Source organism: Nocardia sp. NBC_00416 (assembly GCF_036032445.1).
In the GTDB taxonomy this organism is placed as follows: Bacteria; Actinomycetota; Actinomycetes; order Mycobacteriales; family Mycobacteriaceae; genus Nocardia.
In genome coordinates this window covers 7,108,669-7,131,107 of record NZ_CP107932.1, presented here as the reverse complement: position 1 = coordinate 7,131,107, position 22,439 = coordinate 7,108,669, and the positions used below count along the sequence as shown (strand labels likewise).

Below are 22,439 nucleotides of genomic sequence, written 5' to 3'. Positions count from 1 at the left end.
AGCCCCCCATATGCACACCACAGCCACTACCGTTCCGGTCTCCGACACCGGCGTCGCCGCACCCCACGCGCAGCCCGCGCGCATACCGGGACGTGCCGGTTTCGCGCCGGGCTTCTGGGGTTGGCTCCGGTTCTGCGCCGATTTCCTGCGCAGCCCGGAGGGACACGCGGCGCTACTCGGGTTCGCCGGCGCGCTCATGATCACCTTCGGCGGCTTCGGCGCCGGCGGTGTGCGCAAACGCGACCCACTCCTCGAGGCGGTGCATCTGTCCTGGCTGCGCTTCGGCCACGGATACGCGTTGTCGATGATCTGCGTCTGGGCCGGTGTGCTGATGATGGTCGCGGCTTGGGTGCGGCTGGGCCGGATCACCCTGGGCTTCGGCGGCCACTCCGGTGAGGTGCGGCTCAACGAACTGCGCGCCATCGTCGGCATCTGGATCGCGCCGTTGATGTTCGCGGTCCCCATGTTCAGCCGGGACGCCTACTCCTATCTCGCCCAAGGTGCGCTGCTGCGCGACGGATTCGACCCGTATCAGGTGGGTCCGGTCGCCAACCCCGGAATCCTGCTCGACAACGTCAGCACCGTCTGGACCACCACCACCGCGCCCTACGGCCCGGTGTTCCTGCTGCTGGGCCGCGCGATCACCGCGGTCACCGGGGACAGCGTCGTCGGCGGCACGATCGCCCTGCGGTTCGTGATGCTGCCCGGCCTGGCGTTGATGATGTGGGCGGTGCCGTACCTGACCAAACATCTCGGCGGCCGGCCCGCCGTCGCGTTGTGGCTCGCGGTGCTGAACCCGTTGGTGCTGATCCACCTGATCGGCGGCGTGCACAACGAGATGCTGATGGTCGGCCTGATGTGCGCGGGTATCGCGCTGGTGCTGGAACGTCACCATGTGGCGGGAATCGTGGTGGTGGCGATCGGGGTCGCGATCAAGGCGACCGCGGGCGTCGCGCTGCCGTTCCTGGTGTGGATCTGGATGCTGCACGAGCGCGACCGCCGCGCCGAGGACGGACAGCGAGCCGCCCTGGCCACCACCAGCCGCGAGTTCCTGGCCCATCACTGGAAGATGTTCGCCAAGATCGCGACCCTCGGTCTCGCGGTGTTCGCGGCGGTCTTCGTGGCGGCGTCGGCGATCGCGGGCGTCGGAATCGGCTGGCTCACCGCGTTGTCGGGGTCGCGCAAGATCATCAACTGGTTGTCGCTGCCGACGGTCATGGCGCACGCCACCACCTGGATCAGTCCGTTCGGGCTGGATTCGTCGCTCGAGGTGACCCGCATGCTGTGCATGCTCGCGCTGGTGGTGCTGCTGGTGTGGACGTGGTGGCGGTTCAAGCTCACCGAACGGGACGCGGTGCTGGGCATCCTGATCGCCTTCGTCGCCATCGTCATCCTCTCGCCGGCCGCGCTGCCCTGGTACTACTCGTGGCCGCTGGCGCTGGCCGCCGGTTTCGCATTGTCGACCACCACACTGATGACGCTGGTCGGTGTCTGCACCTGGCTGATGCTGGTGTTCCAGCCCGACGGTTCGATCGGCCTCTACAACTTCTGGCACGTCGCGGCCGCGACCTTCGCCTCCGTGGTCGCCGCGCTGTCACTGCGCACGGTCGACCCGCTGCGGCTGCGCGGCACTCCGCGCGCGGTCGCCCGGACACCCGCGCCCGCGGTCACGGGCGGTCTGTGAACGACGCGCACGAGGCGAGATCCGGCGCACTGCCGCACTCCGGCACGCCGGGGAGAACCCCGGCCGATCTCGACACCGAGCACACGACGCTCACGGACGCCTACCGACTCTGCCGACGTATCGCCGCGGCACACGGGCGTACCTATTATTCGGCCACCCGCCTGCTGTCGGCCGATCGCCGCCCGGCCGTGCACGCGCTCTACGCCTTCGCCCGCACGGTGGACGATATCGTCGATACACCGGCCGCCTACGGCTCACGGGAAGCCCTGGCGGCGCTGGACGCCATCGAATACCGTCTCCGGCACGCCTGGACGCTCACCCGCGCCGATAGACCGGCCCCTCCGCCGACGGCACTACCCGCCGAATTCGACGCCGTCGCTCGCGCGCTGACCGATACCGTCGATCGATTCGCGATAGACCCGCGCCACTTCTGGACCTTCCTGGACTCGATGCGGATGGACATCCCCGAATCCCCGTTGTTCCGCAACCGCTACCCGACCATGCCCGCACTGCACGAGTACATGCGCGGCTCGGCCGCCGCCATCGGTCTGCAACTGCTGCCGGTACTGGGAACCGTCGGCCCGGTGGCCGACGCGGAACCCGCGGCGGCCGCGCTCGGCAACGCCTTCCAGCTCACCAATTTCCTGCGCGATCTCGGCGAGGACCTCGACCGGGACCGGATCTATCTGCCCACGACCGAGCTCGCCGCCTTCGGGGTGGACGAGGACCTGCTCGCGCACTGCCGGCGCACCGGCCGCACCGAACGCCGCGTCCGCCGGGCCCTGGCCCATCTGATCGCCGTCAACCGCGACCTCTACCGCCGGGCGGCACCGGGAACAGCTCTGCTGAACCCCCGGGTACGCCCGGCGATCCGCACCGCCGCGACCCTCTACGCGGCCATTCTCGACCGGATCGAGGACAGCGGCTACACCGTGTTCGCGCGGCGCGCGGTCGTCCCGGCACACCAGCGGATACGGCTGGCGGCCGGGGCGGCGTTCCGGGCCTGACGACCGCGCCCGCGGGTCAGAGCGGGTCCGCTGCGGCGCGCCGCAGCACCTCGCGCGCCAGGTGACCGTGCAGCGCCTCCACCGGTTTCCCGGGCAGTGTGTCGTCGTCGGTGAAGATCCACTCGAGGATCTCCTCGTCGGTGTATTTCGCGTCGCGCATCACCGTGATCAGACCCGGCAGCCATCTCAGCACCGCGCCCGTATCGTCGAAGAAGATCTCCGGGACCCCGACCACGCCGTCCCGGCGGACGGCGAGCAGCTGATTCTCGCGCAGCAGCTCGTGCACCCGGGTCACCACGATGCCCAGTTGCTTCGCGACTTCGGGGAGCGCGAGCAGAGGGACCGAGGCGGGCAGGACATCGTCGCTGCAGGGAAAGACACTCACGGGTGACAACGGTAGACGCTGCCCATCTCCCCGCCGTGAGACACCCGGATCAGTCCGGCCGATACCATCGGTGGAGCCGCGCGGGGCGGCCACCGTGTCGGACACGGTACGAAGGTGGAGAGGTTCGTGACAGCCGGAGGACAATTGATCGGCGCGGTACTGGACCGGCGCTACCAGATCGACGCGCCGATCGCTCGGGGTGGGATGTCGATGGTGTTCCGCGGGGTCGACACCCGCCTGGGCCGCCAGGTCGCCATCAAGGTGATGGATCCCAAATTCGCCGGCGACCCCCAGTTCCTGAGCCGCTTCGAATTCGAGGCCCGCGCCGTCGCCGGGCTCAAACATTCCTCCCTGGTGGAGGTGTACGACCAGGGCATCGACGGCGAGTACCCGTTCCTGGTCATGGAGCTGGTCCAGGGCGGCACGCTGCGCGAACTGTTGCGCGAACGGGGGCCGATGCCGCCGCACGCGGTACGCGCGGTCGCCGAGCCCGTGCTGGCCGCGATCGGTGTCGCACACGCCGCGGGGCTGGTGCATCGCGATGTGAAACCGGAGAACGTGCTCATCTCCGACGGCGGCGATGTCAAGATCGCGGACTTCGGCTTGGTCCGCGCGGTCGCGGCGGCCAACACCACTTCGGCCAGCGTCATCCTGGGCACCGCCGCCTACCTGTCACCCGAACAGGTGACCTCCGGTAGTGCCGACGCCCGCAGCGATGTGTACGCGTTCGGGATCCTGATCTTCGAGCTGCTCACCGGAAAGGTGCCGTTCACCGGCGACAACTCCTTGTCGGTGGCCTACCAGCGAGTGGAGAACGACGTACCCGCGCCCAGCGATTTCATCGCCGGGGTGCCACCCGAGTTCGACCGTCTGGTCGCTCGCGCGACCGCACGAGAACCCGGCCACCGGTTCGCCGACGCCAACGAGATGGTCGCCGAACTGCGCGCCATCGCCGCGAGCCTGGACCTGCCCTCCTATCGGGTCCCCGCACCCCGCGATTCGGCCGAGCACACCAGCGCCCGGCATCCGATCACCCGGCCCCCCGCCCCCGAGCCCGCCGCCGGACCGCACGCCACCCGGATGGTCACCACGGCCCGGCCGCGCGTCGACGGACCGCCGCCGCCGACCTATATCCCGCCGCAGCAGCCCACTCAGTACGGCTCCTACCAGGAGAACCGGGCCACCAACCGGCGCAACGGCATGATCTGGGCCGCCGTCGTGGTGGTGCTGACCCTGCTCGTCGGAGTCGGCGGCTGGTGGCTCGGGATGGGCCGCTACGCCACCGTCCCGTCGGTCGCGGGCATGACCCTCGAGAACGCCACCGCCGAACTGCGGGACACCGGATTCGAGACCGGGACCCGGGACAAAGCCTCCGATACCGTGCCCGTGGGCGGTGTGGTGGGCACCGACCCGGGACCGGGCGCCCGGCAGACCAAGGGCTCCACCATCGACATCCTGGTGTCCAGCGGTAAACCACAGGTGCCTGCGGTCTCCCCCGGCGACAACTGGGACGACGTCCAGCAGCTCATCCGCGATCAGGGCCTGCAACCGGTCGACGGCGGCGAGATCGCCAGCACCGCCCCCGAGGGCACCGTGGCCCGGATCGATCCCGGCCCAGGCACTGTCCTGCCCGCCGGCGCCCACGTGCAAGTCTGGAAGAGCAACGGCTCCAAACCCGTCCAGCTACCGGACCTACGCGCCGCCACCCCCGACCAGGCCCGGGCGAAACTCGCCGACCTCGGCCTCACCGTGGGCGGCGAACGCAATGTCTACGACAAGCTCGTGGAGGCCGGTCGGGTGATCGGCACGGACCCGGCGGTCGGCACCACTGTCGACGCCGGCTCCTCGGTCACCCTGCTGATCTGCGAGGCCGTCACGATGCCGTCGGTCACCGGAAAGAAGGTCTCCGACGCCCGCCAGACCCTGCAATCCCTCGGCCTGACGGTCCAGGTCCGCCAGCTCGCGCCCCTGGACTCCTCGGCCGTGGTCTCGCAGAACCCGCCCGCGAACGCCAATGTCGAACCGGGGGCGACGGTCACCATCGTCGCCTTCCCTTGATGGGAGCGGACCGGGCGGCCGGCCACGGCCGTCGGAGGTGTCAGGACGTGGCGGTGATGGCCTCGCGCACCAGGGCGGTGACCCGGCCCGGCTGCGAGACCAGCGAAACGTGCGAGGCGTCGACTTCGGCGGTGTGCCCCGGTGCGGCCCGGCCCGCCATCATCCGCTGCAGCGCGGGCGGAATCACCCGATCGTCGCGGGAGACCAGGTACCAGCTCGGCGTGTCCGACCAGGACGGGTCCCCGCTGGGTTCGAGATTGGCGACCAGTGCCGCGGACTTCTGGTGGGCGAACATATCCGCGGCGACGGCCGGGGAAACATCCTGGCAGAACACCTCGTGGAAGTAGTCCCGGCTGATATAGCCGTCCACTCCGGCGCCGACCGGGCTCGACGTGTCGGGGACCGCGGTGAGTTGCAGTGCGGGCGGAAGCAATCTGCTGCCCGGGTAGGTGATCGGATTCAGCAGCCCCTGTACGAATTCGCCGCGGTCGGGAGCGAATGCGGCGATGTAGACATTGGCCCGCACATCGGGATCGTGGGTGTTGGTGATGACCACGCCACCGTAGGAATGCCCGACCAGCACGATCGGTCCCTTGATACCCGCAAGGAAGTCGGTCAGCCGGGCGGCGTCACCGGCCGGGCCGCGCAGGGGGTTGTCGAAGGTGCGCACCGGGTAGCCGCTCGCGGACAGTTGCGCCGCCACGTCCGCCCAGCCGCCGGCATCGGCGAAGGCGCCGTGCACGAGTACGACAGTGGGTGTGGTCGCGGCAGCGGCGGGTGCCGCGGCCAGGCCGCTGACGGCGAGGAAGGCGACGGCGACCGTCGCGGCAGTGCGGAGCCCTCGGCGAAGCATTGTTCGGGACTTCATGGATCCTCCGGTGTTCGAACGAGACAGATCTCGTGCCCAACTCTAGGAAGCAGTACCGCCGCCGATCTGGCTGCGCGGGCACGATTGTGTGCTCAGCGCGACGCGACCGCGATGCCGGTGGCCGCACCGTGGCGCCACTGGGAGGGGGTGACACCGTAGGCGGCGCGGAAGCGGTGGGCGAAGTGGGTGGGGTCGCTGAATCCGTGCCGGTGCGCCACCGCGGTGATGGTGAGATGGCGTTGGGCGCGCAATGTTTCGCGGGCCCGGTCCAGTCTGCGGCCGATGATGTGGTCGGCGAGTCCGGTGCCGGTGCGCGCCCACACCTTGTACAGCTGGCGCGGGGAGATATTGTGCGCGGCGGCGATCATCTCCGCACACAGCGCGGAATCGTCGAGATGGTCCTCGATGAAACGCCGGATGTGTTGCACCGTATCCGGGTTCGCCGGTACCGCATCCGGGTCATCGGCGGCGTTCAGCAGCAGCGCCCGGATGAGATCCATGGTGGTGCTGTGCAGTTCGGGCAACATCTCCTCGTTGGCGCTCGCCACCGTCGCGAGTTGCTGCAGATAGGTGCGCACCAACCCGTACAGGGAATTACCCGAATGCAGGCCGCGCATCGCTCTGGCCGTCGTCGAGGTGGCGAGATTGATTCGGGCGCAGTCGAAATGCAGTGCGAGTATCGTTCCCGTGCTGCCGCGACGGAAGTCGAACCGCGTCGCGTCGTCCACGGCGACCAGTGTCGGTTCGCCCGGCACCGGTGCGACGGTGTCACCGGCCCGGTTCAACCTCCATTCGCCGGGGGAGAGCACGGCCACCCCCATGCGCCGGACCGGCGTCTCGCCCGGCCGTGGCGCGGACCGGGCGACGGCGATACCCGTGCTCTCCAACCGCAGTAGTGCCGTACCGTCACCCAGTTCCCAGCTGTGCACCCGCATGCGTGGCGCGGTCGAGGGCAGCGGGGTCACCGAGATCGACCGCGGCAGTCCGGCGCGACGCAATGCCGATCGCAGCGCGGCCCGGTCGTAGGGCCGTGCCTCGGAGACCTCGAGCAGTAGTGCCATGCCGGGCCTCCTCGCTGCCGGTAACGCGGACTTCAGATCTTATCGAGCCCTCGCGCCGGGATGCGGGTCTCAGTCGGCGACGGATTCGGTGGCGGGCTTCGCCGCCTGCGTCAGCGCCCAGTCCAGTGCGTAGTCGGCGACTTCTTGCCAGCCGGGTTCGGCGCAGGTCCAATGCGAGCGGCCGGGGAATTCGTGGTATTCGGTGACGGCCGCGGACTTGTGGTAATGCGCGGCGTTGGATTTGTTCACCGACGGCGGCATGATGTGGTCTTCGCTGCCGCCGATGAACAGCAGCGGGGCGCGGTCGTCACGGGAGTAGTCGACCCACGTCTCATGGTGGCCGGGCCGGAAGTTCTCGAATACCCCGTAGGTCCACACCCAGTTGCCGGGTGCGGGGATGTGGTAGCGGTCGTAGGCGGCGCGCGACGCATTCTCGTCGATGGTGTTGGTGAACGCGTAGTGGAACTCCTCGGCAGTGAAGCCGACCGCCTTGTGCCGGTTCGACAGGCTCTTGAGCACCGGGAACAGCGATTTCGCCTGCGAGGGCGGGGTGACGCGCACCCCTTCGGTCGGCGCGGAGTCGATCGCCACCGCCGCGACGCCGAGGCCACGGTCGATGAGCAGCTGGGTGAGGGTTCCACCGAACGAATGCCCCATGATGATCGGCGGCGTCGGCACCGATTCGATCGCGGCGGCGAGGTGGTCGACGGTCTCCTGCACCGTGAGCTCGGCGATGAGCGAGGGGTCCTCCCGCAGCGCTTCCACTTCGATCTCGAAACCGGGGTAGGCGGGGGTCAGCACGGTGAAGCCCTTGGCCCCGTAGTACTCGACCCAGTGCTCCCAGCTGCGTGGGGTCATCCACAGACCGTGGACCAGGACGATGGTGTCGGGTGTGGTGGTCATATCGTGTCTCCGTCTCGTGCGGTGCGGTCCGCCGCGGGCTGTCGGACGCCGCCAGGCTAGAACGCGCGCGGGTGCTCGAACTGGCTCGCGCGGCACGGTTGTGTGCTGTCGGCGCCGCGTTCCTCGGGCGCGATGCGCCGCCATTCCCTGGGCGACATGCCGAACATGTCGCGGAACCGTCTGCTGAAATGCGCGTTGTTGACGAATCCCCAGCGCCGCGCCACCGCGGCGATGGCGGTCGCGGCATCTTCCCGGCGGGCCAGATCGGCGCGGGCGCCGGCGAGGCGTTCGGCGATGATCCACTGCTCGAGGCTGAATCCGGCGTCGGCGCACAGCCGGAACAGCCTGCGCGTGGAGATGTCGTGTGCGCGCGCGATCCGTTCCGGGGTGAGAGCGGGCTCGCCGAGGTGTCGGCGCGCATAGGCCCGGACCCGCGGTAACAGCACTTCGGCCATGAGCCCGCGCGCGTAATCGATGTCGTAGGCGGAGGCCAGCAGTGCCCGGGCGAGTTCGACACTGGTCTCCCCGAGGGCCGGTGCGGCGGGGTCGGCGCTGAGTCGTTCGGCGTGCCGGGTCAGTTCCCCGATCTGCGCGGTCACCAGGTTGTACAGCGGGCTCGCGGCGAGTCTGCTCGCGGCTTCGCGCACCACCTCATGCGGCAGGCCGACGGCTTCGATCGGGACGTGCAAGCATTGCGAACTGCCGTATCCGGCCAGCTGGTAGTCATAGGGCGTATTGAGATCGACCACGAACAGCTCTCCGGTGGCCAGCACCTGCTGCCTGCCGAACTGTTCGTTGTAGCCGATACTGCTCTCCTGCACCGCGATGGCGAGGACATCGGCGGGGCCCGCCTTCACCTGGTTCGGGGAACGCACCAACTGGTAGCCGGTCATGACGCTGCGGAAGATGCTCGCTTCCCCGTAGGGCCAGACTTCCATGAGGGAATCCACCCTGTCCGGATTCTCCAGCTCCACGTGGGAGGGCACCGACTGTTCTTGCATGGCGACGCGTGTCGCGTCGGCACGTTCGTGCGCGGCGAAATCCTGTGACCGGAACACCACTACCATGCCGAACCTTCCCGCCCAACCAGCCGCTCGCCCCGCGTAAGGGCAGAATAGGTCACCATTCGCGCACCTCGCGCGCCGAATCGGCACGCGTCCCGCGCACGCCCCTGTCATGGGCGCACAACCGGTTCCGAGCGGCGGGGGTGAAACCGAACGATTCGGCGAAGCCTCGAGGTGGCGGGCGATCCGAGCAGGGTACGCAGCAGCGACAGCGCCGAATCACCGAGGGTGTCGCCCATGGTGTCGGGGTGGTCCCACCCCTGCCAGATGTAGTCGCGGACGAGGTCGCGCAGCGGATTGTGCGCGATATCGCGCACCGCGGCGCGGACAGCCCCCCGCCCACCACCGCGAGTTACCTCACTGTGTAGGTGAGCCCACCGTCACGAGCAACCCACCCTCCAACGTCAGGGCAGTGCTGACATCCTCAACCTCCACAAATCACCCACCCCACCTGACAAGGTCAGCATCAAGTGGTCGGGGCCCGCCCCGGTTCTGGAGCGACAGAGCGAGGGAGCGCAGCGACTGAGCGGCGGAGTGAAGAACCGGGGTTAACGAGGGCCGCGACCCGCGCCGCCGGAGGCGGGGCAATCCAACACAGTCGGGGCCCGCCCCGGTTCTGGAGCGACAGAGCGAGGGAGCGCAGCGACTGAGCGGCGGAGTGAAGAACCGGGGTTGACAAGGGCCGCGACCCGCGCCGCCGGAGGCGGGGCAATCCAACACAGTCGGGGCCCGCCCCGGTTCTGGAGCGACAGAGCGAGGGAGCGCAGCGACTGAGCGGCGGAGTGAAGAACCGGGGTTGACAAGGGCCCCGACCCGCCCCGCCGAAGGCGGGGCAAATAAACACAGCCGGGGTCATGTCACCGCAGCATCTCCGCGACCAGGAAGGACAGTTCGAGGGACTGCTGGGTGTTCAGGCGCGGGTCGCAGGCCGTCTCATAGCGCCCGGACAGGTCCAGGTCGGAGATGTCCTGGGCGCCGCCCAGGCATTCGGTGACGTCTTCGCCGGTGAGTTCGATGTGCAGGCCGCCGGGGTGGGTGCCGAGCGCATGGTGGACCTCGAAGAAACCCTGAACCTCGTCGACGATGCGGTCGAAGTGCCGGGTTTTGAAACCGGTCGAGGATTCGTGGGTGTTGCCGTGCATCGGGTCGCACTGCCAGATGACCTGGTGGCCGGTGGACTGCACTTTCGCCACGATCGCCGGGAGGATTTCGCGGACTTTCGTGTTGCCCATCCGGGATACCAGCGTCAGCCGGCCGGGCTCGTTGTTCGGGTCGAGGCGCTCCACGTATTCCACCGCTTGTTCGGGGGTGGTGGTGGGCCCGATCTTCAGGCCGATCGGGTTGGCGAGCAGTTCGGCGAGGGCGATATGCGCGCCGTCGAGCTGGCGGGTGCGTTCGCCGATCCACAGGAAGTGGGCGGACAGGTTGTAGAGCGCCGGTTCGCCCGCGGAGTTCTCGGCGAGGCGCAGCATCGCTCGCTCGTAGTCCAGCACCAGCGCTTCGTGCGAGGCGTAGATGCGCGCCGATTGCAGGCTCGGGTCGTTGACCCGGCAGGCTGTCATGAATCGCAGGCCGCGGTCGATTTCTCCGGCGAGTGCTTCGTACCGCGCCCCGGCCGGTGATTGTGCGACGAAATCCCGGTTCCAGTCGTGCACCCGGTGCAGGTCTGCCATTCCGGCGTGGGTCAGTGCGCGCACCAGATTCATCGCGGCACTGGCGTTGGCGTAGGCACGCACCAGGCGGGAGGGGTCGTGTTCGCGTACGGCGGGGTCGGCGACCAGCGAGTTGACCATATCGCCGCGATAGGACCGCAGTCCGAGCGCGTCGGTATCGGAGGATCGCGGTTTGGCGTACTGGCCGGCGATCCGCGCCACCTTCACCACCGGCAGGCTGGCGCCGTAGGTGAGCACCACGGCCATCTGCAGCAGCGTGCGGATATTCCCGCGGATATGCGGCTCGGTGTTGTCGGCGAAGGTTTCCGCGCAGTCCCCGCCCTGCATCAGGAACGCTTCACCGCGCGCGACTTCGGCGAGCCGTTCGCGCAGCTCGTCGACCTCGCCCGGCAGGCAGATCGGCGGCACGCTCTCCAGCACCGTACGCATGTCAGCCGCCTGTTCCGGGTCCCAGGAGGGCTGCTGCAGCGCCGGCCGCGACAGCGCGTCGTCGAGCTGTTTACGCAGGTCCGACGGCAGTGGAGGCAACTCGGGCAAACGATCGATGGGCACGTCGACGGTCCAGTTCACATGTTCAGGATACGTGGCGAGGATGCCGCCCCCGGCGGCGCCGGGGTCGCGGCCGGGTTCCGAATGGGCCACCACTGCGGTGGCACTCGATGCCCTCCGGTCTCCGGCGGGTCGCAGCACACGCACGCGTAGGCTCATCCCGATCAATACTGCTGCCGACGGGATCCGCTACTTGCGATATTTCTACGATTCGGAGTTCATCGAGGACGGCCGCGTGATCGATCTCGTGTCGATCGGAGTGGTCGGCGAGGACGGCCGCGAATACTATGCGGTGTCTTCGGAGTTCGATGCCGCGCGGGCCGGGCCGTGGGTCCGCAAGAATGTGCTGCCGAAACTGCCTCCGGCCGCCTCTCCGCTGTGGCGTACCCGGGCGCAGATCCGCGACGAGCTGCTCCGCTTCCTGGTCCCGCGGCCCACGGTGCAGCCGGAGATGTGGGCGTGGGTCGGCGCCTACGACCATGTGGTGCTGTGCCAGCTGTGGGGGTCGATGGTGGATCTGCCCGCTACCCTCCCCCGCTACACCAACGAGCTGCGCCAGCACTGGGAGGCCCACGGCCGCCCCGATCTACCGCCGCCGCCCCGGGACGCGCACGACGCGCTCGCCGATGCCCGGCACAACCTCGCCAAATTCGAGGCGATAGAGGCGGCTCGACGCCGCTGACAGCGGACCGCTACACCCGGTCCCGGAAAACGTAGTGGCGCCCCCGGAAGGTTCCGGGGGCGCCACTACGACACGGTGTCGCGGGTGCGGATCAGTGTCCGCCGTGTCCGTTGGACTCCGCCTCGTCCTGCACTCGCTTGAGCACGGCGAGCTGGCGGTGCTCTTCTTCCAGCTCGGTCGCGAAATGCTGGTCGCTCTCCGCGCGCGGGTCGGCCCGCAGGAAGCTGCCGGTACCCGGCTGTCCCGCCGAACCCAGCTGGTTCATCTTCTTGGGCACCACGGCGCCCTGGTATTCCAGCGGGATCGGATGCCCGTGGCCGTCCACCGGGCCCAGCGGCTGGTGCACCTCGATGTACTCACCGTGCGGCAGCCGCTTGATCACACCGGTCTCGATACCGTGTTCCAGTACCGCGCGGTCGCTGCGCTGCAGACCGATGCAGAACCGGTAGGCGAGGAAGTAGGCGACCGGCGGTGCGACCAGCAGACCGATACGCCCGATCCAGGTGGTCGCGTTCAACGAGATGTCGAACTTGAGCGCCAGGATGTCGTTGACACAGGACAGCGTGAGCACCACGTAGAAGGCAATGGCCATGGCGCCGATCGCGGTCCGCACCGGAACGTCGCGCGGCCGCTGCAGCAGGTTGTGCCGCGCGTAATCGCCGGTGAGCTTCTTCTCGATCCACGGGTAGGCGATCAGCACCATGAACACCAGGCCCATGATCAGCGCGACCCAGAACACCGCGGGCACGGTGTAGCGGCCCAGGTACAGCTCCCACGGTGGCATCAACCGCGCCAGACCGTCGGTCCACATCATGTAGAAGTCCGGCTGCGAACCGGCCGACACCTGCGACGGGTTGTACGGACCCAGGTTCCAGATCGGGTTGATCTGCAGCACACCGCCCATGACGGCCACGAAACCGAGGGTGAAGGCGAAGAACGCACCCTGATCGGCAGCGAACACCGGGACGATCCGGGCGCCCACCACGTTCTTCTCGGTGCGTCCCGGTCCGGGGAACTGGGTGTGCTTCTGATACCAGACGATCGCGACGTGTGCGGCGATGAGCGCCAGCATGATGCCCGGGAACAGCAGCACGTGCGCGATGTAGAGGCGCGGGATGATGATCTCGCCGGGGAAATCGCCGCCGAACATCAGCCAGTGCATCCACGTGCCGATGACGGGGATACCCATGGTGATACCGCCGAACGCGGCCCGCAGGCCGGTGCCCGAGAGCAGGTCGTCGGGCAGCGAGTAGCCGAAGAAGCCCTCGAACATGGCCAGGATCAGCAGCAGCGAGCCGATCACCCAGTTCGCCTCACGCGGTTTGCGGAACGCGCCGGTGAAGAAGATGCGGAACAGGTGGATGATGATCGACGCGGCGAACAGCAGCGCCGCCCAGTGGTGCACCTGCCGGACGAACAGGCCGCCGCGCACCTCGAAGGAGATGTTGAGGGCGGTCTCGTAGGCCCGTGACATGCCGACACCGCGCAGCGGCTGGTAGGCGCCGTCATAGGTCACGTGCGTCATCGACGGATCGAAGTACAGGGTCAGGTACACGCCCGACAGCAGCAGGATGATGAACGCGTAGAGCGCGATCTCACCCAGCAGGAACGACCAATGGGTGGGGAACACCTTGTTGATCGATCGTTTCATGAAGGCGGCGGCGCGATACCGCTCGTCCACTTCGTTGGCCTGTGCCGCAAGCTTGCGGCCGACAGCCTCTCCAGCACTCATGATCGACGCTCCCAGAAGGCCGGGCCGAGGGGTTCGATGAAGTCACCGTTGGCGACCAGGTACCCCTCGGAGTTTACGGTGATCGGCAGCTGCGGCAGCGCTCGGGCGGCAGGACCGAAGATCGGCTTGCCCCATTCGGTCGCGGAGAACTGCGACTGATGGCACGGGCACAGAATTCGGTTGGTCTGCTGTTCGAACAACGAGGTCGGGCAGCCGAGGTGGGTGCAGATCTTCGAGTAGGCGAAGTAGTCGCCGAAGTTGAAGCTCTCCTGACCCTTACGTTTGATCGCGTTCTTCGCGTCCTCGGTCCGCAACCGGATCATCATGACGGCGTTTCGGATACCGCGCAGCGACTGCAGAGTCGCGTGCTCGTCACCGCGCCAGGATTCCTTCCACGGGAAGACGGTCTCCATGGCGCCCGCGTCCAGGTCCTCGGGGCGGACCAGGACGATGTCCTGTGGACGGCCGGTATCGCGGCGGATGTAGATGGTTTCGCCCGGATAGTCCGGGGTCCAGCCCGATACCCACAGCGGCGACTTCTCGCGCTGCGCCCAGGGGTTCTTCACCATGCCGCCGACGAACACCAGCAGCGCGCCGAGTCCGAACACACCGAGGCCGGCACCGGCCGTGCGGGTGATGAGCTTGCGGCGGCCCAGGGTGGAGGTCTCCAGGGCGTCGCCCAGTTCGGCGGCCAGCGTGCGCCGGTCGACCTCGCTGGACTTGCCGTCGTGGCGGTCCTGTACCGACAGCTCCGCGGGAATGAACTTCTTGCGGATGAGCACCACGGCGATACCGACGGCCAGGATGGACAGACCGAAGGTCAGGCCGTAGAGCGGAGTGGTGAGCGCGTAGATGCCGTGCCCGCTGTCTTCCTTGCCCTTGTACTCCCAGGGCCAGAACAGGAACACGCCTACCAGCGCGGCAGCGGCCAGACCGGAGATCGCGAACCAGAACGCGACCTGCCGTTCGGCCCGCTTCTCCGCGCGAGTGCCCGGCACCGGCCAGCGTTCCCGCCGGTAGACCACTTCTACGCCGTCACGCGCGGTCCCGAGCTCGACGAGCTCCTCCCGCGACATCGCGTCCAGTTCGGCCTCGGTCGGTTCCGCCGGGGTCGCGGCCGCGGAATCTTTGTCCAGGCGACCCATCTCGTTTCGCTCCTGTTCTTCACTCATGGCTAGAGCCCTTCCGATGGGACATGCCCGGATGCCCGCCGTGGCTACCGACGCCGGGCGCTGACCCGGTCATGTCCGGGATCCGATCCAGATCGCCGCACCCACAACCGCCACGATGCCGATGGTCCACATGGCCAGGCCCTCGGTGGCGGGACCGAACCCGCCCAGGCCCCAGCCGCCGGGCGACTTCGCCTCGGCCGAGTCCTTGACGTAGGCGATGATGTCGCGCTTCTCCTCCGGGCTGAGCTGCCGGTCGGAGAATTTCGGCATGTTCTGGGGGCCGGTCACCATGGCGGTCCAGAGCTGCGCCTCGGACGCCTCCTCCAGCGGGGGGGCGAACTTGCCCGAGGACAGCGCGCCGCCGCGGCCGGTGAAGTTGTGGCAGGACGCGCAGTTCATCCGGAACAGTTCGCTACCGCGGCCGATATCGTCGCCGCGCAGCGACTCCTGGGCGATCTCACCGTTGGCGTCGCGGATCACCGTCGGGCCGCCGCCGTTGGCTGCGACATAGGCGCCGAGAGCATCGGTCTGGTGCGCATCGAACTTCGGGGGTTTGCGTTCGGCCTGCGCTTCGTTGCGGGTCATCGGCATGCGCCCGGAGGACACCTGGAAGTACACGGCCGCCTCGCCGACGCCGATCAGGCTCGGGCCGCGGTCGGCGACGCCCTGCAGGTTGGCGCCGTGGCAGGTGACGCAGGAGGTCTCGTACAGTTGCTGACCCTCGCGGATCAGCGCCACCGAATCCTCGTTCGCCGTGGCGACCTGCGGTTCAGGGGTGAGCGCCGAGGCGAGGAAACCGGCTCCGACGAGACCCACCATGAGCGCGAGGCCGCCCGCTATCCGTCGGCGTACCCGCCGCTGCCTGCGCTTCTTGCTGGCCTCGCCGTGCCCACCGCTGGCGGGCGCTGGCGCTGTCGGGGGCGATGAACTCATCTGTGTCCCTTTGGAGTAGACGGAACCTGGTGGGCTGTTGACTTGTGCACCCGAGCTATGCCTGCGTGGTCACGCTGCGCTACCTCCTCCGGCGCTGATGCTCGGGCGCCGGTCGGCGTCACCGGACGAAGTAGATCGTGGCGAAGAGCCCGATCCAGACGATGTCGACGAAGTGCCAGTAGTAGGAGACGACGATCGCGGCGGTCGCCTGAGCGGGCGTGAACTTGCTCATCGCGGTCCGCGCGAGCAGGAACAGGAAGGCGATCAGACCGCCGATCACGTGCAGACCGTGGAATCCGGTGGTGATGTAGAACACCGACCCGTAGGAGCTGCCGGAGATCGAGGTCCCCTCCGCCACCAGGTGGTAGTACTCGTAGGCCTGCCCGCACACGAAGAACGCGCCCATGAAGAAGGTGACGACGTACCAGCGGCGCAGCCCGAACACGTCACCGCGTTCGGCCGCGAACACACCCATCTGGCAGGTGAACGACGAGGCGATCAGGACCGCGGTGACCGGGATGGCCAGCTTCATGTTCAGCTCGGTCGGCGGCATCGGCCATTCGGGCGCCTGACTTCGCGCGACGAAGTACATCGCGAAGAGGCCGGCGAAGAACATCAGCTCGCTGGACAGCCAGATGATGGTACCGACGCTGACCATGTTGGGCCGGTTCAGCGAGTGCACACGCTGGGTTATGGCCGATCCTGAGGTACCTACTGCGGTCGTCACGGGGTAAGTATGACTCTTCGTAGTACGACAGTCTAAGTCGGGTTCCCATCTTGATCTTCCGTGTCGTGATTCACCCGCTCCGTGCGTCTCTCACACCGGTCCGGCGTGTCGGCGGGACCGGTTCCGGGCGGCCTCGCGAACAGCGCCGATGACGTGGTGCGGTGCGGAGTGCGGCGCGCGGTTTAGGGTGTGCACAACCGTTCGGTCACGATATCGGTGCGACGAGGAGATTGAGATGAGCGTGCGCAGCTGGCCCCAGATGCTCGGGGCGCTGGCCGACGGACAGGACCTCACCGCGGACGATACGACCTGGGTGATCGACGAGATCTTCACCGATAACTCCACCTCCGCGCAGATCGCCGCGTTCGGGGTGGCGATGAAGATCAAGGGCCCTACGCCGACCGAACTGTCGGGCATGGCACGCGGCATGCTCGGCCACGCGCGCCTGGTGAAGATCGACGGCGACGCGGTGGACATCGTGGGCACCGGCGGCGACCGTTCGGGGTCGGTGAACATCTCCACCATGTCCTCGATCGTGGTCGCCGCGGCCGGAGTCCCCGTGGTCAAGCACGGTAACCGGGCCGCGTCCTCCAAGAGCGGCGGCGCGGACGTGCTCGAGGCCCTCGGCGTGAAACTCGCCCTCGGACCGGAATCGGTGGCGCGCTGCGTGCGCGAGGTCGGGATCGGATTCTGCTTCGCCTCGCTGTTCCATTCGGGCCTGCGGTTCGCCGGACCGGCGCGTAAGGAGATCGGGATCCCGACGGTGTTCAATGTGCTCGGCCCGCTCACCAACCCGGCCCAGCCGCGCGCCGGACTGGTCGGATGCGCGTTCGAGGATCTGCTGGAGACCATCGCCGGCGTATTCGCCGACCGTGGGGCCGGCGCGCTGGTGGTGCGCGGCCGCGACGGTCTGGACGAGATCACCACCTCCGATGTCACCGACGCCTATGTGGTCGCCGACGGCGCCGTGCGGCACACGGTCATCGATCCCTCGCGATTCGGTATCCCCAGGGTCCACTTGGACGCGCTGCGCGGCGGCGACGCCCAGGTGAACGCACAGGTCGCCCGGGACGTGCTGGCCGGTATCCCCGGCGCGGTGCGCGACGCCGTACTGGTGAACTCCGCCGCCGCGATCGCCGCGTACGACCTGTCCCGCGGCGTCGATACCGCGGCCGGCCTCGACGATCGCCTGGCGGGCGGGATCGAACGCGCCGCCAGCGCCATCGACACCGGTACGGCCGCGGACCTCCTGGACCGCTGGGCCGCGCTCACCCGGACCCTCGGCGACGACTGACCCCGGCCCCGGGGCGGATCACTCCCCGAGGGCGAACCCGGCCTCGACGTCGGCGCTCGAATACGATTTGAACGCGATATGGGTGACCGTGCGCTGGACGCCCGCCACCTTGTCGATGCGGGCCGTGACGACCTCGGCGACCTCCTCGTGGTCGCGGACGCGCACCAGGGCGATCAGGTCGATATCTCCCGCGCACGAGTACACCTCGGTGACGCCCTGGGTATCGGCCACCGCCTGCGCGGTCTCCGGAATACGCCCGTTGTCGGCCTGGATCAGAACGATCGCGGTAATCATGGGGACAGCCTAGGCACCGTGCGCCCGGCCGCGGCCCGGCAGCTTCCTTCGGCGCGGTGCGGGCCGGCGCGTTTCGGCGCGGCATCGCCGCGCAACCAGCGGCACGGCGCGCGGAGCGCGACCAGGCGTCACCGGCCCCGGCCGATCAGCCGCGCTGTTCGTCGTAGGACTCCGCTCCGCGCGCCGCACCCGCGGCGGCGTCGGCGGCTTCGGCCCAGCCGATCCAGCGCCCCGTGCCGTGGGCCGGTTCGGCGTACCCGTCGGTGGTGCGCACGATCCGCACGCCGGGACGTTCGAGCCAGCTCGCGATCAGTGCCACCTCCTCGGGTGAGGCGCCACGCAGCGGCGGCGGTTGCGGCCCGGCTCCGGCCAGCGGAAGTTCCGCCGACCGCGCCTCCTGCGCGCCGGGTCCGGTGGGCAGCACCGTCTGCGCCCCGGCCACGATCTGTTCGACCACCGGCATGGGCGGAATGCCGCGTGCGGCGGTCCCCGCGCCCGCGAGCCTGCCGTAGCGGATCACCGCAAACTCCCAGCCGCCGGCGCCGTCGGGGTGGGCGGCGACGAGTTCGGCCGGCCGGGCCAGGGCGGCCAGCCGCTGGGTGCGGCGCAGTGCGCGGATGAGGGCTGCCGCGCGATCACGTAACCGCGCCGCGGATTCGTACTGCTCGTCCACGGCGTAGGCCTCGATCCTGGAGAGCAGGGCGCGGATCGCGGTGTCGTCGGTTCCGGCGAACAGGGCGCGCGCCGCGTCCGCGGCGTAGGCGTAGGCGTAGGCGCCGCGCGGCGTGGGGGTGGCGGCCGGGCAACCACCGACCGCTTCCGGCGGGCAGCTGTGCAGCGCGGTCCGGGACAGCCGGGCCGAACAGGTGCGCAGGCCGCAGTATTCGGACACGGTGGCGGCGATATCGGCGGCGGCGGCCCGCGCACGGAAGGGGCCCACGGCCGGGCCGCCGGGATCGCGGACCAGCGAAAGCCGCGGAAAGGCTTCGGCGGTCAGCGCGATCCACCAGGCCCGCTTCGGGAATTTGGAGCGCCGGTTGTAGGGCGGGGCGTGCGCGGCCAGCAGGCGCAGTTCCCGGACACCGGCCTCGAGGCCGTGCGCGCACACCACGTGATCGACCCGAGTGGCCAGCCGGACCATCTCCCGGATCCGGCCCCGGGTCTCCGAGCCGGTGAAATAGCTGCGGACCCGGCGGCGCAGGTTCACCGCGGTCCCTATATAGAGGACTTCGTCGGACGGGCCCCGGAACAGGTAGACCCCGGGTGCGGCGGGCAGGTCTACGGCGAGTGCGCGTTTCGCGCGCTGACCGGCGGTGACCTCGGGCAGATAGTCGATGAGCTCGGTGAGACTGTGCACGCCCTGATTGCCCACCCGGCCGATCAGCGCGTGCAGCACATCCACCGTGGCACGGGCGTCGTCGAGGGCGCGGTGGGTCGGAGTGGTGTTCGCGCCGAGCAGCTGTGCCAGTGCTCCCAGGCGTACCGACGGCGCCTCGTCCCGGCCGAGAACACGGCGGGCGAGCCGCACCGTGCACACCACCTGCGCCCGCGGCCACGAGGTGCCGCAGCGGGTGGCGGCGGCTTTCAGGAACCCCATATCGAATCGCGCGTTGTGCGCGACCAGGACCGCGCCGGCCGCGAACTCCAGGAATCCGGGCAGTACCGCCTCGATGGTCGGCGCGGCGCGCACCATCGCGGTGGTGATGCCGGTGATCTGTACGACCGTCGGCGGGATGGACCGGCCCGGGTCGACGAGAGTGGCGAATTCACCGAGTATCTCGCCGCCGCGCACCTTCACCGCGCCGATTTCGGTGATCGCGTCGTCCGCCGGACTGGTGCCGGTGGTCTCCAGGTCCACGACCACGAAGGTGGTGTCGTAGAGCGGGGTGTCGAGTTGGTCGAACGCCAGTTGCCGGGCGGGCAGCGGCGCGGGTTCGGACACGGCGGCAGGGTACGGGGCGGGTCCGACAGATTCGCGCTATCGGATCGTTGTGCGTGATCTTGTCCGGGGCCGGAACCTGTCTGTGTTCCCCCTTACGCACCTCTCACCACCAAACTGTGCGCCAGTTCACATTCGATGTCCATTAGCTATGCAATTGCCGAATTCTTCAGAAAATGGTCGGAGAGCCCAAAACGACCACGGGCCGGCCGGGCAAACACTGGACGACAGCACAGAAGGGTCGCTGTCCAGCGCGCGACATCCCCCCGCTCGAGCTGGGGAAAGCGATGAGCTTTCCACTCGAGATGCACGGCAATAACAAGGGCGGCGACCGCCCATCTCATCCAGACGTAACCGCGACGCAATCTTTCGACGGCATGTGATTTCCCTCGCACAGTTTGCCAGCGGAAAGCTGCATTGCGCACATTTATCGATGACGCAGGCTTTACAAATGACCGTGATCAGTTCGTAATCTTTTCGAGACCTCGCGGAGTTTCGGCGCACCAACCCGGTGTGGCCGGGCGGGGAGATCGGAAGGACCGCATCATGGCGTTCAACACCGTCAAGCGACAGGCGCGGCGCGCAGCCGTCACCGGAGCCGTCGGCGCTGCCACCCTGGGCGCATTCCTGGTCCCCGCCGCACCGGCTGCCGCCCAGCCGGTGACGATCCACGGCGTGGGCACCTTCGAGGTGCCCAACGAGATCCCGATCCCGGCGGGCATCCCCGGCGTCGAGGCGCCCAACTCCCCCGCGGGGCCGCCGCCGTTCGTCACCCCGACCAAGACCGCCGGTGACCTCGCGCTCGACGCCGCACTGTCGAAGGTCGGCGCGCCCTACGTCTACGGCGCCGCCGGACCGGACGCCTTCGACTGCTCCGGCCTCGTGCAGTGGTCGTACAGACAGGCCGGTCGCGAACTACCGCGCACCAGCGACGCGCAACTCTCCTCCGGCGCTCCCATCTCGATGGGCGACCTCCGGCCCGGCGACGTGGTGTCGTTCTACGGCGGCGGCCATTCCGGCCTCTACGCCGGCGACGGCAACGTCGTACACGCCGCCACCTCCGGCAGCCCGGTGGCCGTGGCGCCCATCTCGTCCATGCCCTTCGCCGGCGCCCGCCGCTACTGAGCGCCGCCCGCGGGGTGGGTCCGGGGCGCGCTCGACGCCGGGGTCGGCCGTCCGTTCGATGTGACCGATTCGCGCCTACTGGACACCCCGCGGGGCCGTCCGTAATCTAATCGAGACCTTCGACGGCGTCCTCGAACCGGGCGTCACAACGAGAGCGGGGCACGGCAAGCTGTGGCAGCACAACAACGGAGTCAGCGTTACGGCCACAGTCGGAACCGGCGTCCCGGACGCGCGGCCCTGGCGACCGGACTCCTCGCGGCGGCCCTCTACGGCGGTGGCCCCGCCGGCGCCGACCCCGTCCAGGCGCCCGCACCGACCTCCGCGACCGAGGCGGTTCAGCAGATGATCGACCTGTCCCGGCAGACCGAACAGCTCAACCAGCAGGCGCTCACCGCCCAGGCCGACCTCGACGCGAAACTCGCCGTCCAGCGCGACGCCGACGCCAAGGTCGCCGCGGCCACGGCCGCGGTGGACGCGGCCCGGAACGAGGTCGCCCGCTACCGGCCGATGATCGACCGCACCGCCATCGCCGCCTACCAGGGCGCACGCACCAATCGCCTGTTCTCGGTGCTGGTCAGCGATTCCCCGCAACAACTCCTGGACCAGATGTCCACCCTGGACGTGGTCGCCACCCAGACCTCCGACCAGCTCAAACAGTACAAACGCGCCACCGACGCCGCGACCGCCGCGCAATCGGCGGCGCGCGCCGCCGCCGACACCGCCCGCGCCGCCGCCGATCAAGCCGATGCCGTCCGCGACGATGTACAGCGCAAACAAACCGATCTGGGCAGCGCCGTGGCCCGGGTCATCGAGATCTGGGGCACGCTGTCGAGCACGGACCGGACCGCGCTGGCCGGCTCGCCGTTCCCGCCCGGATTCGACCGCGACAGCCTGCTTCGTGACCTGGTGCCCGGCAACGGCACCAGCGCCCTCGCCGCCGGACTCACCCGCGTCGGCGACCCGTATGTGTGGGGCGCCACCGGCCCCGACCAGTTCGACTGCTCCGGGCTGGTGCAGTGGGCGTTCAAACAGGTCGGCAAAGACGTCCCGCGCACCAGTTCGGCGCAGGCGGCGTACGGCATCCCGGTCGACCGGGGCGACCTCCAGCCCGGCGACGTCGTGTTCTTCTACGACGACATCTCCCATGTCGGCATCTACGCCGGCAACGGCCTCATGCTGCACGCGTCCACCTTCGGTGTCCCCGTGGCCGTCGCACCGATGGATTCCACCCCCTACCATTCGGCCCGCCGCTACTGATACCCGAAGCACCGCCGCCGACAGCGCGCCAA

19 protein-coding genes are annotated in these 22,439 nt (G+C 68.9%); 7 read left to right on the top strand and 12 right to left on the bottom strand.

Annotated elements, in window-relative coordinates:
• Nucleotides 1–10 precede the first annotated feature (10 nt).
• Nucleotides 11–1,684, top strand: coding sequence for an alpha-(1->6)-mannopyranosyltransferase A (locus OG804_RS31060; protein WP_328398855.1), 1,674 nt, complete (start codon nucleotides 11–13; stop codon nucleotides 1,682–1,684).
• Nucleotides 1,681–2,691, top strand: a complete 1,011-nt coding sequence (locus OG804_RS31055) for a phytoene/squalene synthase family protein (protein WP_328392190.1) — start codon at nucleotides 1,681–1,683, stop codon at nucleotides 2,689–2,691. Before OG804_RS31060 ends, OG804_RS31055 begins: the two co-directional genes overlap by 4 nt.
• A gap of 16 nt (nucleotides 2,692–2,707) precedes the next feature.
• On the opposite strand, the gene OG804_RS31050 is transcribed toward OG804_RS31055, so the two are convergent.
• The gene (locus tag OG804_RS31050; protein ID WP_328392189.1) at nucleotides 2,708–3,076 is read right to left on the bottom strand and encodes an Rv2175c family DNA-binding protein; all 369 of its coding nucleotides are present in this window, start codon (nucleotides 3,074–3,076) and stop codon (nucleotides 2,708–2,710) included.
• Nucleotides 3,077–3,220: 144 nt separating this feature from the next.
• Between OG804_RS31050 and pknB the strand changes: the two genes are divergently transcribed.
• On the top strand, nucleotides 3,221–5,134 hold the full coding sequence (gene pknB / locus OG804_RS31045) for a Stk1 family PASTA domain-containing Ser/Thr kinase (RefSeq protein WP_442941919.1): 1,914 nt from the start codon (nucleotides 3,221–3,223) through the stop codon (nucleotides 5,132–5,134).
• 40 nt (nucleotides 5,135–5,174) lie between these two features.
• Here the strand turns inward: pknB and OG804_RS31040 are convergent, their stop codons facing one another.
• The 5 genes from OG804_RS31040 to OG804_RS31020 form a co-directional block, all read right to left on the bottom strand.
• Nucleotides 5,175–6,002 (bottom strand): alpha/beta fold hydrolase, encoded by an 828-nt coding sequence (locus tag OG804_RS31040; RefSeq protein ID WP_442941681.1) that lies wholly within the window; start codon nucleotides 6,000–6,002, stop codon nucleotides 5,175–5,177.
• A 92-nt stretch (nucleotides 6,003–6,094) separates the two neighbouring features.
• The gene (locus OG804_RS31035) at nucleotides 6,095–7,063 is read right to left on the bottom strand and encodes an AraC family transcriptional regulator (protein WP_328392187.1); all 969 of its coding nucleotides are present in this window, start codon (nucleotides 7,061–7,063) and stop codon (nucleotides 6,095–6,097) included.
• Between the two features lie 69 nt (nucleotides 7,064–7,132).
• Complete coding sequence (locus tag OG804_RS31030) at nucleotides 7,133–7,966, bottom strand: alpha/beta hydrolase (RefSeq protein WP_328392186.1); 834 nt, start codon at nucleotides 7,964–7,966, stop codon at nucleotides 7,133–7,135.
• A 56-nt stretch (nucleotides 7,967–8,022) separates the two neighbouring features.
• On the bottom strand, nucleotides 8,023–9,033 hold the full coding sequence (locus OG804_RS31025) for a helix-turn-helix domain-containing protein (protein WP_328392185.1): 1,011 nt from the start codon (nucleotides 9,031–9,033) through the stop codon (nucleotides 8,023–8,025).
• Nucleotides 9,034–9,887: 854 nt separating this feature from the next.
• A complete protein-coding gene (locus OG804_RS31020; RefSeq protein ID WP_328392184.1) occupies nucleotides 9,888–11,273 on the bottom strand; it encodes a class II 3-deoxy-7-phosphoheptulonate synthase in 1,386 nt (461 codons plus the stop codon).
• A 172-nt stretch (nucleotides 11,274–11,445) separates the two neighbouring features.
• Here OG804_RS31020 and OG804_RS31015 point away from each other — a divergent pair, with 172 nt between their 5' ends.
• Nucleotides 11,446–11,934 (top strand): polyadenylate-specific 3'-exoribonuclease AS, encoded by a 489-nt coding sequence (locus OG804_RS31015; protein WP_328392183.1) that lies wholly within the window; start codon nucleotides 11,446–11,448, stop codon nucleotides 11,932–11,934.
• A 91-nt stretch (nucleotides 11,935–12,025) separates the two neighbouring features.
• On the opposite strand, the gene qcrB is transcribed toward OG804_RS31015, so the two are convergent.
• The 4 genes from qcrB to ctaE all read right to left on the bottom strand — a co-directional run bounded on the left by qcrB (nucleotide 12,026) and on the right by ctaE (nucleotide 16,498).
• Nucleotides 12,026–13,666 carry a cytochrome bc1 complex cytochrome b subunit gene (qcrB, locus tag OG804_RS31010; protein ID WP_328392182.1) on the bottom strand — a complete coding sequence of 547 codons (1,641 nt, stop codon included), beginning with the start codon at nucleotides 13,664–13,666 and terminating at the stop codon, nucleotides 12,026–12,028.
• The gene (qcrA, locus tag OG804_RS31005) at nucleotides 13,663–14,811 is read right to left on the bottom strand and encodes a cytochrome bc1 complex Rieske iron-sulfur subunit (RefSeq protein ID WP_328398851.1); all 1,149 of its coding nucleotides are present in this window, start codon (nucleotides 14,809–14,811) and stop codon (nucleotides 13,663–13,665) included. Before qcrA ends, qcrB begins: the two co-directional genes overlap by 4 nt.
• Before the next feature lie 96 nt (nucleotides 14,812–14,907).
• Nucleotides 14,908–15,771, bottom strand: coding sequence for a cytochrome bc1 complex diheme cytochrome c subunit (qcrC, locus tag OG804_RS31000; RefSeq protein ID WP_328392181.1), 864 nt, complete (start codon nucleotides 15,769–15,771; stop codon nucleotides 14,908–14,910).
• 118 nt (nucleotides 15,772–15,889) lie between these two features.
• Nucleotides 15,890–16,498, bottom strand: coding sequence for an aa3-type cytochrome oxidase subunit III (gene ctaE, locus OG804_RS30995; protein WP_328392180.1), 609 nt, complete (start codon nucleotides 16,496–16,498; stop codon nucleotides 15,890–15,892).
• Between the two features lie 235 nt (nucleotides 16,499–16,733).
• Here ctaE and trpD point away from each other — a divergent pair, with 235 nt between their 5' ends.
• Entirely contained in the window at nucleotides 16,734–17,792 is a 1,059-nt protein-coding gene (gene trpD / locus OG804_RS30990; RefSeq protein ID WP_328392179.1) for an anthranilate phosphoribosyltransferase, read from the top strand.
• 18 nt (nucleotides 17,793–17,810) lie between these two features.
• Here the strand turns inward: trpD and OG804_RS30985 are convergent, their stop codons facing one another.
• Entirely contained in the window at nucleotides 17,811–18,086 is a 276-nt protein-coding gene (locus OG804_RS30985; RefSeq protein WP_328392178.1) for an Lrp/AsnC family transcriptional regulator, read from the bottom strand.
• Nucleotides 18,087–18,231: 145 nt separating this feature from the next.
• Nucleotides 18,232–20,028 (bottom strand): DEDD exonuclease domain-containing protein, encoded by a 1,797-nt coding sequence (locus tag OG804_RS30980; RefSeq protein ID WP_328392177.1) that lies wholly within the window; start codon nucleotides 20,026–20,028, stop codon nucleotides 18,232–18,234.
• 543 nt (nucleotides 20,029–20,571) lie between these two features.
• On the opposite strand from OG804_RS30980, the gene OG804_RS30975 reads away from it, so the two are divergent.
• Nucleotides 20,572–21,150, top strand: coding sequence for a C40 family peptidase (locus tag OG804_RS30975; protein ID WP_328392176.1), 579 nt, complete (start codon nucleotides 20,572–20,574; stop codon nucleotides 21,148–21,150).
• Between the two features lie 171 nt (nucleotides 21,151–21,321).
• Nucleotides 21,322–22,407, top strand: coding sequence for an NlpC/P60 family protein (locus OG804_RS30970; protein ID WP_442941680.1), 1,086 nt, complete (start codon nucleotides 21,322–21,324; stop codon nucleotides 22,405–22,407).
• Nucleotides 22,408–22,439 lie beyond the last annotated feature (32 nt).